At 69.5% G+C, this 14,259-nt stretch carries 12 protein-coding genes and 1 pseudogene; 11 read left to right on the forward strand and 2 right to left on the reverse strand.

The window, feature by feature from the left end; translation table 11 throughout:
- Positions 1 to 8 precede the first annotated feature (8 nt).
- The 8 genes and pseudogenes from mqo to MKCMC460_RS11060 all read left to right on the forward strand — a co-directional run bounded on the left by mqo (position 9) and on the right by MKCMC460_RS11060 (position 10,960).
- Complete coding sequence (mqo, locus tag MKCMC460_RS11025) at positions 9 to 1,493, forward strand: malate dehydrogenase (quinone) (protein ID WP_236976511.1); 1,485 nt, start codon at positions 9 to 11, stop codon at positions 1,491 to 1,493.
- Positions 1,490 to 1,966 (forward strand): GNAT family N-acetyltransferase, encoded by a 477-nt coding sequence (locus tag MKCMC460_RS11030; protein ID WP_236976509.1) that lies wholly within the window; start codon positions 1,490 to 1,492, stop codon positions 1,964 to 1,966. The genes mqo and MKCMC460_RS11030 overlap by 4 nt, the downstream gene beginning before the upstream one ends.
- Positions 1,963 to 3,816 (forward strand): magnesium chelatase subunit D family protein, encoded by a 1,854-nt coding sequence (locus MKCMC460_RS11035; protein ID WP_238305699.1) that lies wholly within the window; start codon positions 1,963 to 1,965, stop codon positions 3,814 to 3,816. The genes MKCMC460_RS11030 and MKCMC460_RS11035 overlap by 4 nt, the downstream gene beginning before the upstream one ends.
- A 20-nt stretch (positions 3,817 to 3,836) precedes the next feature.
- The gene (gene cobO, locus MKCMC460_RS11040; protein WP_236976507.1) at positions 3,837 to 4,451 is read left to right on the forward strand and encodes a cob(I)yrinic acid a,c-diamide adenosyltransferase; all 615 of its coding nucleotides are present in this window, start codon (positions 3,837 to 3,839) and stop codon (positions 4,449 to 4,451) included.
- A complete protein-coding gene (locus MKCMC460_RS11045; protein ID WP_236976505.1) occupies positions 4,448 to 5,833 on the forward strand; it encodes a cobyrinate a,c-diamide synthase in 1,386 nt (461 codons plus the stop codon). Before cobO ends, MKCMC460_RS11045 begins: the two co-directional genes overlap by 4 nt.
- Positions 5,834 to 5,967: 134 nt before the next feature.
- Positions 5,968 to 7,211 (forward strand): annotated as a pseudogene (gene cobA / locus MKCMC460_RS11050) (uroporphyrinogen-III C-methyltransferase).
- A 22-nt stretch (positions 7,212 to 7,233) separates the two neighbouring features.
- Positions 7,234 to 8,826, forward strand: coding sequence for an MFS transporter (locus MKCMC460_RS11055; RefSeq protein ID WP_236976503.1), 1,593 nt, complete (start codon positions 7,234 to 7,236; stop codon positions 8,824 to 8,826).
- A gap of 388 nt (positions 8,827 to 9,214) precedes the next feature.
- The gene (locus MKCMC460_RS11060) at positions 9,215 to 10,960 is read left to right on the forward strand and encodes a proline--tRNA ligase (protein ID WP_238305700.1); all 1,746 of its coding nucleotides are present in this window, start codon (positions 9,215 to 9,217) and stop codon (positions 10,958 to 10,960) included.
- 1 nt (position 10,961) lies between these two features.
- On the opposite strand, the gene MKCMC460_RS11065 is transcribed toward MKCMC460_RS11060, so the two are convergent.
- Both MKCMC460_RS11065 and MKCMC460_RS11070 read right to left on the reverse strand, forming a co-directional pair.
- Positions 10,962 to 11,426 carry a ferritin-like domain-containing protein gene (locus MKCMC460_RS11065; RefSeq protein ID WP_236976501.1) on the reverse strand — a complete coding sequence of 155 codons (465 nt, stop codon included), beginning with the start codon at positions 11,424 to 11,426 and terminating at the stop codon, positions 10,962 to 10,964.
- On the reverse strand, positions 11,423 to 11,962 hold the full coding sequence (locus MKCMC460_RS11070) for a twin-arginine translocation signal domain-containing protein (protein WP_238305701.1): 540 nt from the start codon (positions 11,960 to 11,962) through the stop codon (positions 11,423 to 11,425). The genes MKCMC460_RS11065 and MKCMC460_RS11070 overlap by 4 nt, the downstream gene beginning before the upstream one ends.
- Positions 11,963 to 12,176: 214 nt before the next feature.
- Here MKCMC460_RS11070 and rimP point away from each other — a divergent pair, with 214 nt between their 5' ends.
- The 3 genes from rimP to MKCMC460_RS11085 all read left to right on the forward strand — a co-directional run bounded on the left by rimP (position 12,177) and on the right by MKCMC460_RS11085 (position 14,194).
- Positions 12,177 to 12,725 (forward strand): ribosome maturation factor RimP, encoded by a 549-nt coding sequence (gene rimP, locus MKCMC460_RS11075; RefSeq protein ID WP_236976498.1) that lies wholly within the window; start codon positions 12,177 to 12,179, stop codon positions 12,723 to 12,725.
- Positions 12,722 to 13,765 (forward strand): transcription termination factor NusA, encoded by a 1,044-nt coding sequence (gene nusA, locus MKCMC460_RS11080; RefSeq protein WP_236976497.1) that lies wholly within the window; start codon positions 12,722 to 12,724, stop codon positions 13,763 to 13,765. Before rimP ends, nusA begins: the two co-directional genes overlap by 4 nt.
- 165 nt (positions 13,766 to 13,930) lie before the next feature.
- Entirely contained in the window at positions 13,931 to 14,194 is a 264-nt protein-coding gene (locus MKCMC460_RS11085) for a YlxR family protein (protein WP_370653109.1), read from the forward strand.
- Positions 14,195 to 14,259 lie beyond the last annotated feature (65 nt).

Raw genomic sequence — 14,259 nt, forward strand, 5'->3', positions numbered from 1 at the left:
GGGACCCGGTGGCAGAGCGATCCACGACCGACGTCGTGTTGGTGGGCGCCGGAATCATGAGCGCCACCCTGGGCGCGTTGCTGCGGCGGCTGGAACCGGACTGGTCGGTCACCGTGATCGAACGGCTCGACGCCGTCGGCGCGGAAAGCAGCAGTCCGTGGAACAACGCCGGCACCGGTCACGCGGGCCTGTGCGAGCTGAACTACACCCCGCAGCGGCCCGACGGCTCGATCGACATCACCAAAGCGGTGCTGGTCAACGAGCAGTTCCAGGTCACCCGGCAGTTCTGGGCGTACGCCGTCGAGAACGGCATGCTGACCGACGTCCGCGGGTTTCTGCGGCCTGTGCCCCACGTGAGTTTCGTGCGCGGCGCCGACGGCGTCGACTATCTGCGTCGGCGGTGCGCGGCGCTGGCGCACAACCCGTTGTTCGCCGCTACCGAGATGATCGACGATCCCGACGAGTTCGCGCGCCGGTTGCCGTTCATGGCCGCCGGGCGGGACTTCGCCGAACCCGTCGCCTTGAACTGGGCCGCCGACGGCACCGACGTCGACTTCGGTGCGCTGACCCGGCAACTCCTCGGCTACTGCGTGAGCACCGGCGCCACGGTCCTGTTCGGTCACCAGGTCAGCCGGCTGTCGCGAAAGTCCGACGGCAGCTGGACGTTGACGGTCGTTAACCGCCGCACCGGCGAAAAGCGGAAGCTGAACACCAGATTCGTGTTCGTCGGTGCGGGTGGCGATGCGCTGCCGCTGTTGCAGAAGGCGGGGATCGAGGAGATCAAGGGTTTCGCCGGCTTTCCGATCGGCGGCCGTTTCCTGCGTACCGCCGAACCCGCGCTGACCACGGCGCACCGGGCCAAGGTGTACGGCCGCCCAGCTGCAGGTGCGCCGCCGCTGGGTGCGTTGCATCTGGACCTGCGGTACGTCAACGGCAAACCGTGGCTGGTGTTCGGGCCGTATGCCGGCTGGTCGCCGAAGTTCTTGAAGCACGGGCATTTCAGCGACCTGCCCCGCTCGATTCGGCCCGGCAACCTGTCGTCGGTGCTCGGCGTCGGGGTCACCGAGACGAAACTGCTCAACTACCTGCTCGGTCAGCTACGCCTGCCCGAGCCGGGCCGGATCCGCCAGCTGCGCCAATTCGCGCCCAGCGCAACGGGTTCCGACTGGCAGCTGACGGTGGCCGGACAACGGGTGCAGGTGATCCGGCCGAACCGGCGCCGCGGCGGCGTGCTGGAATTCGGCACCACCATCGTCGGCGCCGCCGACCACAGCATCGTCGGATTACTCGGCGGATCGCCGGGTGCCTCGACCGCGGTACCCGCAATGCTGGAAGTGCTGGAGAATTACTTCCCGGGTAGCTACCAATCCTGGCTGCCCACCCTCAAAGAGATCGTGCCGTCGCTGGGCGCGCAACTGTCCCGCGAGCCGGCGCTGTATGAGGAGTTGAGGTCGTGGACGGCGCGGGCACTGCAGTTGGGAGAGCGCCGTTGACTGAAGCTTTGCGCCGGATGTGGTCCAAAGACCTGGACGCCCCAACGCTTTACGAGCTGCTCAAGCTGCGGGTGGAGGTGTTCGTGGTCGAGCAGGCGTGTCCCTATCCCGAGCTGGACGGTCGCGACCTGCTCGCCGAGACCCGGCATTTCTGGCTGGAAACCTCACCAGGAGAAGTGATCTGCACGCTGCGGCTGATGGAGGAACACCCCGGCGGCGAGAAGGCGTTCCGCCTGGGCCGGCTGTGCACCAAACGCAGCGCTCGCGGGCAGGGCCACACCACCCGGCTATTGCGCGCCGCCCTGGCCGAAGTGGGCGACTACCCGTGCCGGGTCGACGCGCAGACCTACCTGGCCGACATGTGGGCCAAACACGGGTTCGTGCGCGACGGCGACGAATTCATCGACGGCGGCATCCCGCACGTCCCGATGCTGCGACCCGCTTCCGGCCCCGCGGTGGGGGCGCAGCGGTGAAGCCCTACCCGTTCAGCGCGATCGTCGGGCACGAGCAGTTGCGGCTGGCCCTGCTGCTCTGCGCGGTGCGTCCGGAGATCGGCGGGGCGCTGATCCGCGGCGAGAAGGGCACCGCGAAGTCGACGGCGGTGCGCGGTCTGGCCGCGTTGTTGTCGGCGGCCACCGGCTCGGACGGTGCCGGGCTGGTCGAAATGCCTTTGGGCGCAACCGAAGACCGGGTAGTGGGGTCGCTGGACCTGCAGCGGGTGCTGCGTGACGGCGAACATGCCTTCGCGCCGGGTCTACTTGCCCGAGCGCACGGGGGCGTGCTCTACGTCGATGAGGTCAACCTGCTGCACGACCACCTCGTCGACATTCTGCTCGATGCCGCCGCGATGGGCCGGGTGCATGTCGAACGGGACGGTATCTCGCACACCCACGAGGCCCGCTTCGTGTTGATCGGAACAATGAATCCCGAAGAGGGCGAACTGCGTCCGCAGTTGCTGGACCGGTTCGGCCTCACCGTCGACGTGCAGGCATCGCGCGACGTCGACGTGCGGGTGGAGGTGATCCGGCAGCGGATGGCCTACGAGGCCGACCCGGACGCGTTCGCGCAACGCTACGCCGACGCCGATGCCGAGCTTGCCCGCCGGATAGCTGCCGCACGGGCGGTGGTCGACGATGTGGTGTTGCCGGACAACGAGTTACGGCGTATCGCGGCGCTGTGCGCAGCATTCGACGTTGACGGGATGCGGGCGGATCTGGTGGTGGCCCGGACTGCGACCGCACACGCGGCCTGGCGCGGCGCGCACACCGTGGCGGAACAGGACATCCGGGTGGCCGCCGAGCTCGCGTTGCCGCATCGCCGTCGCCGCGACCCCTTCGACGACCACGGCATCGATCGCGACCAACTGGACGAGGCGCTGGCCAAGGCCGCCGAATCCCAAGCCGAATCCCCGGGCGCCCCCGAGCCGGACCCCGACCCGCCCGGCGGCGGCCGGTCGGCGGATGGCGCCGCAGACACCGAGGCGCCACCACAACGACCCCCCGCCCCGCAACCGCCGCGCCCCAGCGCAGCGCCGTCGCAGGTGTTCCGCACCCGGGCGCTGACCGTCCCCGGCGTCGGCGAAGGCGCGCCCGGCCGGCGATCCCGCGCCCGCAACGCCTCCGGCAGCGTGGTCGCCGCCGCCGACCCCGCCGCGCCGGACGCCCACGGCCTGCACCTGTTTGCCACCCTGCTGTCCGCGGCCGAGCATGCGTCCGGGGCCGGCCGGCTCCGGCTGGGCCCGGGCGACGTGCGACGCGCCGTGCGGGTGGGCCGCGAGGGCAACCTGGTGATCTTCGTCGTCGACGCATCCGGGTCGATGGCGGCCCGCGACCGAATGGCCGCCGTCGGCGGCGCCACCCTGTCGCTGCTGCGCGATGCCTACCAGCGGCGCGACAAGGTCGCGGTCATCACCTTCCGCCAGCACGGCGCCACCGTGCTGCTGCCGCCGACCTCGTCGGCGCACATCGCCGGGCGGCGGCTGGCCCGATTCGACACCGGGGGCCGGACCCCGCTGGCCGAAGGTCTGCTGGCGGCGCGAGAACTCGTGCTGCGCGAGCGGGTGCGCGACCGGGCCCGGCGACCGCTGGTGGTGGTGCTCACCGACGGCCGCGCCACCGCGGGCCCGGACCCGTTGGGCCGCACCAGGATCGCGGCAGCGCGGCTGGCTGCCGAGGGCACCGCCGCGGTAGTGGTCGACTGCGAGACATCCTTTGTGCGGCTTGGCCTGGCCCCTGCTCTGGCCCGCCAGCTGGGTGCGCCGGTCATCCGGCTCGAGCAGCTGCACGCCGACCACCTGACCCGCGCCGTACGCAGCGTCGCATAAGCGCAAACAGGTAATCGACTATGCCACAGGGTAATCCGATCGAAGTACCCGACGACGGCCTGACCACCCGGGCGCGGCGGCACACCCCCGTGCTGGCCGTGCACACCGGCGACGGAAAAGGCAAGTCGACAGCCGCATTCGGAATGGCGTTGCGGGCCTGGAACGCCGGCCTGAACGTCGCGGTCTTCCAATTCGTGAAGAGCGCGAAGTGGAAGGTGGGGGAGGAAGCGGCGTTTGCGCACCTCGGCCGGTTGCACGACGAACACCACGTCGGCGGTGCGGTGGAATGGCACAAGATGGGCGCCGGCTGGTCCTGGACACGCAAAGCCGGCAGCGAGGTCGATCATGCGGCGGCCGCCGCCGGCGGCTGGGCGGAGATCGCGCGTCGGCTGGCCGCCGGACAACACGACTTCTACGTGCTCGACGAGTTCACCTACCCGCTGAAGTGGGGCTGGATCGACGTCGACGCCGTGGTCAGCGCTTTGACCGCCCGGCCCGGCCATCAACACGTGGTGATCACCGGGCGCGACGCTCCGCCGCGCCTGATCGAGGCCGCCGACCTGGTGACCGAGATGACCAAGGTCAAGCACCCGATGGACGCCGGCCGCAAGGGGCAGAAAGGCATCGAGTGGTGACCGCGGCCCCGACACCGGCCGTCGTCATCGCCGCGCCGGCTTCCGGCAGCGGAAAGACCACTGTCGCAACGGGTTTGATCGGGGCGCTGAACCGGTCCGGTCACCGGGTGGCGCCGTTCAAGGTGGGCCCGGACTTCATCGACCCCGGCTATCACGCGATGGCCGCCGGGCGCCCCGGGCGCAACCTGGACCCGCTGCTGGTGGGGGAGCGGCTGATCGGCCCGCTGTACCGGCACGGCACCGTAGGCGCCGACGTCGCGGTGATCGAAGGTGTGATGGGACTGTTCGACGGACGGATCGATTCGGACGCAGCGGGCCCGGCAGCGGGTTCGACCGCGCACGTCGCGGGTCTGCTGGGCGCTCCGGTGATCCTGGTGGTCGACGCGCGGGGTCAGAGTCACAGTATTGCCGCTCTGTTGCACGGCTTTTCGACGTTCGATCCGCACACTCGGGTCCGCGGCGTCATCCTCAACCGGGTCGGCACCGACGGGCACGAACAGGTATTGCGGCAGGCGTGCGAGCAGGCCGGCGTCCCAGTGCTGGGCGCCATTCCGCGCGCCGCCGAATTAGAGCTTCCGACAAGATATCTGGGACTGGTGACGGCGATCGAGTACGGCCGGCACGCCCGGCGGGCGGTCGAGGCGATGACCGATCTGGTGGGCCGGCACGTCGATCTGGCCGCCGTGCTGGCCGCCGCCTCGTGCCGTGTCGAGGACCCGGCGTGGGATCCGGCGGCCGCGGTGGGCCCGCCGATCGCACGGCGCGCCATGGTCGCGGTGGCGTCGGGCAAGGCGTTCAGCTTCGGCTACCCCGAGCATGCCGAGCTGTTGCGGGCGGCCGGCGCCCAGATCGCCGAGTTCGATCCGCTGTCCGATCTGCTGCCCGACGGGGCGGGTGCCGTGCTGCTGCCGGGCGGATTCCCCGAGCAGTTCGCCGCCGAGCTGTCCGCCAACGCCGGCCTGCGCCGCCAGATCGGCGAGCTGGCCGCGGCCGGAGCCCCCGTGCACGCCGAATGCGCCGGGCTGATCTATCTGGTGTCCGACGTGGACGGGCACCCGATGTGTGGCGTGCTGGCCGGATCGGCGCAATTCACCCAGCGGCTCACCCTCGGCTACCGCGACGCGGTCGCGCTGGCCGACTCGCCACTGCACACCCTCGGCGAGCGGGTGGTGGGGCACGAATTCCACCGAACCGCAATCACTTTCGCCCGCTCCTACCAGCCCGCCTGGGCGTATCGCCAGGCAGGGCGGGGCCGGCCCGGTGGCGAAGGTGCCGTGCACCATGGCGTGCACGCGTCGTATCTGCACACCCACGCGGCGGCCATACCCGGGGCGGTGGCCCGGTTCGTCGCCCACGCCGGCGCACTGAGCCCGCGAACGTAACGGCCGCGACTGTCGCCGCGTAACGGCACCGCGAAATTCAGCACCGCAATCCGCGGCGCGGTCGCACCCGCAATCGCACCCGCAGTCATACTCGCGGCCGAACGCCCCCGGCGGCCGAACATTAAGCTTGCCCGGTGACCGAGAGCCCCTACCTCGCGGGACTGCGACTGGCCGGCCGCAAAGTCGTCGTCGTCGGCGGGGGCAGCGTCGCGCAGCGCCGGTTACCGCTGCTGATCGCCAGCGGCGCCGACGTGCACGTCGTCTCGCGCAGCGCCACCCGCTCCGTGGAGGCGATGGAAGGCATCACCCTGTCGGTGCGCGAGTACCGCGACGGCGATCTGCAAGACGCCTGGTATGCACTCGCAGCCACCAATGATCCGCAGGTCAACGCCGCCGTGGTGGCCGAGGCCGAACGCCGGCGGATTTTCTGCGTGCGGGCCGACATCGCCGTGGAGGGCACCGCGGTCACCCCGGCAACGTTCAGTTACGCGGGCCTTTCGGTGGGAGTGCTGGCCGGCGGCGAGCATCGCCGTTCGGCGGCCATCCGCTCGGCCATCCGTGAGGCGCTGCAGCAGGGGCTCATCAGCACCGAAAACTCCGGCATCGAGAACTCCGACACCGAGCCCGGCCGGGTGGCGCTGGTCGGGGGCGGCCCGGGCGACCCGGAACTGATCACGGTGCGCGGTCGCCGGCTGCTCGCCCAAGCCGACGTGGTGGTCACAGACCGGCTCGCGCCGGCCGAGCTGCTTGCCGAGCTCGGCCCGCACGTCGAGATCATCGACGCGGCCAAGATCCCCTACGGCCGGGCCATGGCCCAGGACGCCATCAACGCCGTCCTGATCGAGCGGGCCCGGGCCGGGAAGTTCGTCGTGCGACTCAAAGGCGGGGATCCGTTCGTCTTCGCCCGGGGATTCGAGGAGGTGCAGGCGTGCGCCGAGGCCGGGATTCCGGTGACCGTGGTGCCAGGTGTGACAAGTGCCATAGCAGTACCGGCCGCGGCGGGTGTTCCGGTCACGCACCGGGCCGTAAATCACGAATTTGTGGTGGTCAGCGGGCACCTGGCGCCCGACCATCCCGAATCGTTAGTGAATTGGGATGCTTTGGCAGCAATGACCGGAACGATCGTGTTGCTGATGGCGGTGGAACGCGTCGAACTCTTCGCCGCGGCGTTGCTGAAAGGCGGCCGACCTGCGCAAACACCCGTCTTGGTGGTGCAGCACGGCACCACGGCGGCACAGCTGACGCTGCGGGCGACATTGGCGGACACGCCGGAGAAAATCCGTGCGGAAGGCATCCGACCTCCCGCGATCATCGTTATCGGCCCCGTCGTAGGCCTGCAAATGGCCTCCGGGCCGGCTGGGGTTTAAACAATTCTTAAGATTACTGTAAGGTAACCCGCTATGACGGCTCTCAACGAATCCGAGCGGACAGTCCACACTTGGACTGATGGACGCTCAGAACGTTCGGCCCAGGAGCGTCCCACGCGATCGGTGGAGACCGCTTTGCAGCGCATGAGCAGGTATTACCCGACATGGCTGCCGTCGCGCCGGTTCATCGCCGCGGTCATCGCGATCGGCGGGATGCAGCTGCTGGCAACGATGGACAGCACCGTCGCGATCGTGGCGCTTCCTAAGATCCAGAACGAGCTCAGCCTGTCCGACGCGGGCCGGAGCTGGGTGATCACCGCCTACGTGCTGACCTTCGGCGGGCTGATGCTGCTCGGCGGTCGCCTCGGCGACACCATCGGCCGCAAACGAACGTTCATCGTCGGCGTCGCGCTGTTCACCATCTCCTCGGTGCTGTGCGCGGTCGCCTGGGACGAGGCGACCATGGTCATCGCCCGGCTGTCCCAAGGCGTGGGGTCGGCGATCGCATCTCCCACCGGACTGGCCCTGGTGGCGACCACATTCCCCAAGGGCCCGGCGCGTAACTTCGCCACCGCGGTGTTCGCCGCCATGACGGCGATCGGCTCGGTGATGGGCCTGGTCGTCGGTGGCTTCCTGACCGAATACTCCTGGCGGCTGGCGTTCCTGGTGAACGTGCCGATCGGGCTGGTGATGATCTACCTGGCCCGCACCGCGCTGCGAGAGACCAACCGGGAGCGGATGAAGCTCGACGCCACCGGCGCCATGCTGGCCACGCTGGCGTGCACCGCGGCCGTCTTTGCCTTCTCGATCGGCCCGGAGAAGGGCTGGATCTCGGTCACCACCATCGGCTCCGGCCTGGTCGCCGGGGCGGCTGCCATCGCGTTCGCCATCGTCGAGCGCAAGGCCGAGAACCCGGTCATCCCGTTCGAGCTGTTCCGTGACCGCAACCGGCTGGTCACCTTCGTGGCCATCCTGCTGGCCGGCGGTGTCATGTTCAGCCTCACCGTCTGCATCGGCCTGTACGTGCAGGACATCCTCGGCTACAGCGCGCTGCGGGCGGGCATCGGCTTCATCCCGTTCGTCATCGCGATGGGCATCGGTCTGGGCATCTCCTCGCAGCTGGTGTCCCGGTTCTCGCCGCGGGTGCTGACGATCGGCGGCGGCTGGCTGCTACTGGGCGCCATGATCTACGGCTCGATGTTCATGCACCGCGGCGTGCCGTACTTCCCGAACCTGGTGATGCCGATCGTCGTCGGCGGCATCGGGATCGGTATGGTCGTCGTGCCGCTGACCCTGTCGGCCATCGCCGGCGTCGGATTCGACCAGATCGGACCGGTTTCGGCGCTGACGCTGATGCTGCAGAGCCTGGGTGGCCCGCTGGTGCTGGCCGTCATCCAGGCCGTGATCACCTCCCGCACCCTGTTCCTGGGCGGCACCACCGGCCCGGTGAAGTTCATGAACGACGCGCAGTTGCGGGCGCTCGACCACGGCTACACCTACGGGCTGCTGTGGGTGGCCGGCGCGGCCGTCATCGTGGGCTGTGCGGCGCTGTTCATCGGGTACACGCCCGAGCAGGTCGCGCACGCGCAGGAAGTCAAGGAAGCGATGGACGCCGGGGAGCTTTGATCCTCCTAAGCTTGGCCGCATTGCCAGGCCGGTGGCCGGGTAGCTGCTGAGTCTCCGGCCGCCCACTCCCATCGACACGCAGGGAAGGCCGCAAAGCGACCACCGCCGTTCTCCGCGCTTATAGCAGGTGAAGCCTGGGCTTTGAGTGTGAAGCCTCGGCTTTCGGTGTGAAGCCTGGGCGGGAATTCTGCAAAAAAGCCGCCCTGCCTTCACACTCAACGCCCTAACGTCACACTCAACGCCCTAACGTCACACTCAACGCCCTGACTTCACACCCAAAGCCCTGCGTTCACACCCAACGCCCTGCCTTCAACGCAAACCGCCTGGCGCAGCCACCAGCTGACTCCTCGGCGGCCCGTCCCTGGCCACCAAGCTAGGCTTGCCGCCTGTGATCACCCGGATGTCCGAGCTGTTCCTGCGCACGCTGCGCGACGACCCCGCCGACGCCGAAGTGCCCAGCCACAAACTGCTGATCCGCGCCGGGTACGTCCGACCCGTCGCGCCGGGCATGTACAGCTGGCTGCCGCTGGGCCTGAGAGTGCTGCGCAACATCGAACGCGTCGTCCGCGAGGAGATGAACGCCATCGGGGGCCAGGAGATCCTGCTGCCGGCGCTGCTGCCCCGCGCGCCCTACGAAACCACCAACCGCTGGACCGAGTACGGCGACGGCGTGTTCCGGGTCAAGGACCGGCGCGGCAACGACTACCTGCTGGGCCCCACCCACGAAGAGATTTTCACCCTGACCGTCAAGGGCGAGTACAGCTCCTACAAGGACTTCCCGCTCACGCTGTACCAAATCCAGACCAAGTTCCGCGACGAGGCCCGCCCCCGGGCCGGGATCCTGCGCGGCCGCGAATTCGTGATGAAGGACTCCTACTCCTTCGACATCGACGCCGCCGGGCTCAAAGCGTCCTATCACGCCCACCGCGAGGCCTACCAGCGCATCTTCGACCGGCTGCAGGTGCGCTACGTCGTCGTATCGGCGGTCTCCGGCGCGATGGGCGGCAGTGCCTCCGAGGAATTTTTGGCCGAGAGCCCGATCGGCGAGGACACTTTCGTCCGCTGCCCGGAATCCGGATACGCCGCCAATGTCGAAGCCGTCGTCACCGCCCGCCCGGAGAGCCGGCCCACCGACGGATTGCCCGAGGCGCAGGTCCACGACACCGGCGACACCCCGACCATCGCCACCCTGGTCGACTGGGCCAACGCGGCGCTGGACCGCACCGTCACCGCCGCCGACACCCTGAAGAACGTCCTGGTCAAGGTTCGCCAGCCGGGCGGGGAGTGGGAGCTGCTGGCCATCGGCGTCCCAGGCGACCGCGAGGTTGACGACAAGCGGCTGGCCGCCGCGCTGGAACCCGCCGAGTACGCGCTGCTCGACGACGCCGACTTCGCCCGGCACCCATTCCTGGTAAAGGGCTACATCGGCCCGAAAGCGTTGCGGGAGAACAAGGTTCGCTTCCTCGTCGACCCCCGGGTGGTGGACGGCAGCAGCTGGATCACCGGCGCCGACGAACCCGGCCGCCACGTCGTCGGCCTGGTCGCCGGGCGCGACTTCACCGCCGACGGCACCATCGAGGCCGCCGAGGTACGCGAAGGCGATCCCTCGCCGGACGGCGCCGGGCCGTTGGTCATGGCGCGCGGCATCGAGATCGGGCACATCTTCCAGCTCGGCCGCAAATACGCCGACGCGTTCACCGCCGACGTGCTCGGCGAGGACGGCAAGCCGGTCCGGCTGACCATGGGCTCCTACGGCATCGGGGTGTCCCGGCTGGTCGCCGTCGTGGCCGAACAGCACCACGACGAACTCGGGCTGCGCTGGCCGTCGTCGATAGCGCCGTTCGACGTGCATCTGGTGATCGCCAACAAAGACCCCGAGGCTCGGCTGGGCGCGGAGAAGCTGGCCGCCGAACTGGACAAAGTCGGTGTCGAGGTCCTGCTCGACGACCGTCAGGCATCCCCCGGGGTGAAGTTCAGGGACGCCGAACTGCTCGGCATGCCCTGGGTGGTCGTGGTCGGCCGGGGCTGGGCGGACGGCCGGGTGGAGCTGCGCGACCGGTTCGCCGGACAGACCACCGAACTGGGCGTCGGCGACTCCCTGGCCACCGACCTCGTCGCCGCCATGAGCCGCTGACCTACTCCGAGCCGCCCGGGAACGACGTGGTGATGGGCCAGCCGCCCAGCACCTTGTTCCAGCGGGCGGCCAGCACCGCGCTCTGGGTCAGCGCGGTGGAGGCGAACGCGCGGTCCTCGGCGGTGTCGGCGTGCTCCACGACCGCCCGCCACGCCGTGGCGCCGTCGTTTTCCATCCGCGCCGCCAGCCGGGCCGCTTCCGAGGGGCTGGCTACCGGCGAGGGCAGCTGGTAGCCGGCCGCGGCCACCGGCACGCTGGCCTTGCGTGCGGTCAGCATCGCGATCACATCGTCGCGCCGCTGCCGGTGCTGGTTGAGCGCCTCCACCACCAGATCGTTGACGCTGGGCGGCGACATCGCCGACACGATGCCGTAGCCGTAGATGGTGGCGTGTTCGACGGCGAGCGCCTCGCCCAGCGCCGCCACGTCCGCGTCCTTTCCCGCCGGCGCCCGCTTCGGGCCGGTCATATCGACGGTCCCCCCGGTACCAGGGCGACGGTGGCCGACGCGGTGCACGACGCTGCGATCGATCCGAGCAGCCCGGCCCGGTAGCCCGACGAGCTCGCCACCAGTCGGTTGGCGTCCTCGGCCGACTTGCGCAGCGAGTCGATGACGTCCGAGACGGCCGGTGGCGGGGGTGGCGGTGCCTCCGGCTCGCCCGCCGGGCTGGCGCTGCTGCTGCTACTGCTCGTCTCGCTCGTCGAGGAGACCAGCTTGCCCGCGGCGCGGGCGATCTCGGTGGACAGCGCCCGGGCATGCGCGGCGCGCTGGGTGGCGACCACGCTCAACGCGGCCGCAATCTGGGGCGGGCTGCCTACGGCTCCGGCGGCCGCGCTGGCCAGCGCGCTGTCGTGCCGGGCCTGTTCCAGCGGACCCAGCAACTCCTCGACGACGGGCGGCTTGGGCGCCGACTCGCCGCAGGCGGTGATCACCCCGAGCGCGGCGAGTGCCGCACCGCCGGCCAGCACACCCCGCCGACTGATCACCGGCACTGCTCTGGACACGCCCCACATCCTGCCATCACCTCACCGTGGCCGACGTCACGGCAACCGGCGGACACATCGGCAGTCGGGGGCAGGCGTAGCCCGTCGGGCCCGACGACGTGATCAAGGCGTCATTGCTCATTCCTGGCGTATCGTTGTGAGCTGGCCGCAAGTCTGGGTGGCGACCCCGCCGGGGGACCGTCGAACGACCACAACTCAAGATCAGGAGCTCGCCGTGACCATCGGGCTACCTTCGCAGGAGCAGGTGATCGAGCTGCTCAGCGCTGAGTTCGCGCGCGCCGGTTACGAGATCGAAGACGTGGTCATCGACAGCCGCTGCCGTCCGCCGCGCATCACCGTGGTCGCCGACGGCGATCAGGCCCTGGATCTGGACACCATCGCGGAGCTGTCCCGCTCGGCGTCGAACCTGCTGGACGGCCTGGACGGCCTCGACGGGTCGGCCGGCGCGAACCGCGGCGGGACGGACACCTACATCCTCGAGGTCAGCTCTCCGGGTGTGGAGCGTCCGTTGACCAGCGAAAAGCACTTCCGCCGGGCGCGCGGGCGCAAAGTGGACGTCACGCTGGCAGACGGATCGCGGTTGACGGGCCGGGTCGGCCCGATGAGGGACGACTCGGTGGCTCTGGTGGTGCGCGCCGGACGAGACCTGGCGATACGCGAAGTCCCGCTCGCCGAGATCGTCAAAGCTGTTGTGCAGGTTGAATTTTCGCCGCCGGCACAAGCCGAGCTGGAATTGGCGCAGGGGATGGAGGGCGGAACGTGAACATCGACATGGCCGCGCTGCACGCGATCGAAGTGGACCGGGGTATCTCGGTCAACGAACTGCTCGAGACGATCAAGTCCGCGCTGCTCACCGCGTACCGGCACACCCAGGGCCACCAGACCGAGGCGCGTATCGAGATCGACCGTAAGAGCGGTGTGGTGCGGGTGATCGCCTGCGAGACCGACGACGAAGGCAACCTGATCAGCGAGTGGGACGACACCCCGGAGGGTTTCGGCCGCATCGCCGCCACCACCGCGCGCCAGGTGATGCTGCAGCGTTTCCGGGACGCCGAGAACGAGCGCACCTTCGGTGAGTTCTCCACCCGGGAGGGCGAAATCGTCGCCGGGGTCATCCAGCGCGACAGCCGGGCCAACGCCCGCGGGCTGGTGGTGGTGCGGATGGGCACCGAGGCCAAGGCCTCCGAGGGCGTCATCCCAGCCGCCGAGCAGGTCCCCGGCGAAAGTTACGAACACGGCAACCGGGTGCGCTGCTATGTCGTCGGCGTGAGCCGCGGCGCCCGCGAGCCGGTGATCACGCTGTCGCGCACCCACCCCAACCTGGTGCGCAAGCTGTTCTCGCTGGAAGTGCCCGAGATCGCCGACGGATCGGTCGAGATCGTCGCGGTGGCCCGCGAGGCCGGCCATCGCTCCAAGATCGCGGTGAAGTCCAACGTCGCGGGCTTGAACGCCAAGGGCGCCTGCATCGGTCCGATGGGTCAGCGGGTCCGCAACGTGATGAGCGAGCTGTCCGGGGAGAAGATCGACATCATCGACTTCGACGAAGACCCGGCCCGCTTCGTGGCCAACGCGCTGTCGCCGGCCAAGGTCGTCTCGGTGCAGGTGATCGACCAGACCGCCCGGGCCGCGCGCGTGGTGGTGCCCGACTTCCAGCTGTCCCTGGCGATCGGCAAGGAAGGACAGAACGCCAGGCTGGCGGCCCGGCTGACCGGCTGGCGCATCGACATCCGCGGTGACTCGCCGGGTCCGTCCGGAGACCAGCCGGAGCAGGGGGCCAGTCACGGAATGGCGCACGAGCACTAATCGGCCGGGCCGCGGACCACTGCTGCCCGCCGGGTGGTTCGGAGCAGTACTTCGGTGACGCTAGACTGAGCCGTGATCCAGCGCGAGCCTCCGGCATCAGCGCACGGACGTCCCGATAAGCCCAGTGGACCGGTGCGGACGTGCGTCGGATGCCGGAAGCGAGAGTTGGCCGTCGAACTGCTGCGCGTAGTGGCTCGGTCGGACGGGAATGGCGGGTACGCCGTGATCGTTGACCAGGCTGCCAGCCTGCCGGGGCGAGGTGCATGGCTGCATCCCGACCCGCAGTGCGTACAACTGGCGATTCGGCGGCGAGCTTTCACCCGAGCGCTGCGCATCACCGGTTCGCCGGACACATCCGCGGTGGTCGAGCAGTTCAGCTCGTCCCACCGGGCAACAGAACAGGTAGCAACGAACATGAGCACACCGTGAAGTCCCGATGACCATGCGTCATAGCTAATAACCGAGGCGCGGCCCACCACTGTCGCCTCATAGAC

This window comes from Mycobacterium sp. 20KCMC460, assembly GCF_022179425.1.
GTDB lineage: Bacteria > Actinomycetota > Actinomycetes > Mycobacteriales > Mycobacteriaceae > Mycobacterium > Mycobacterium kiyosense.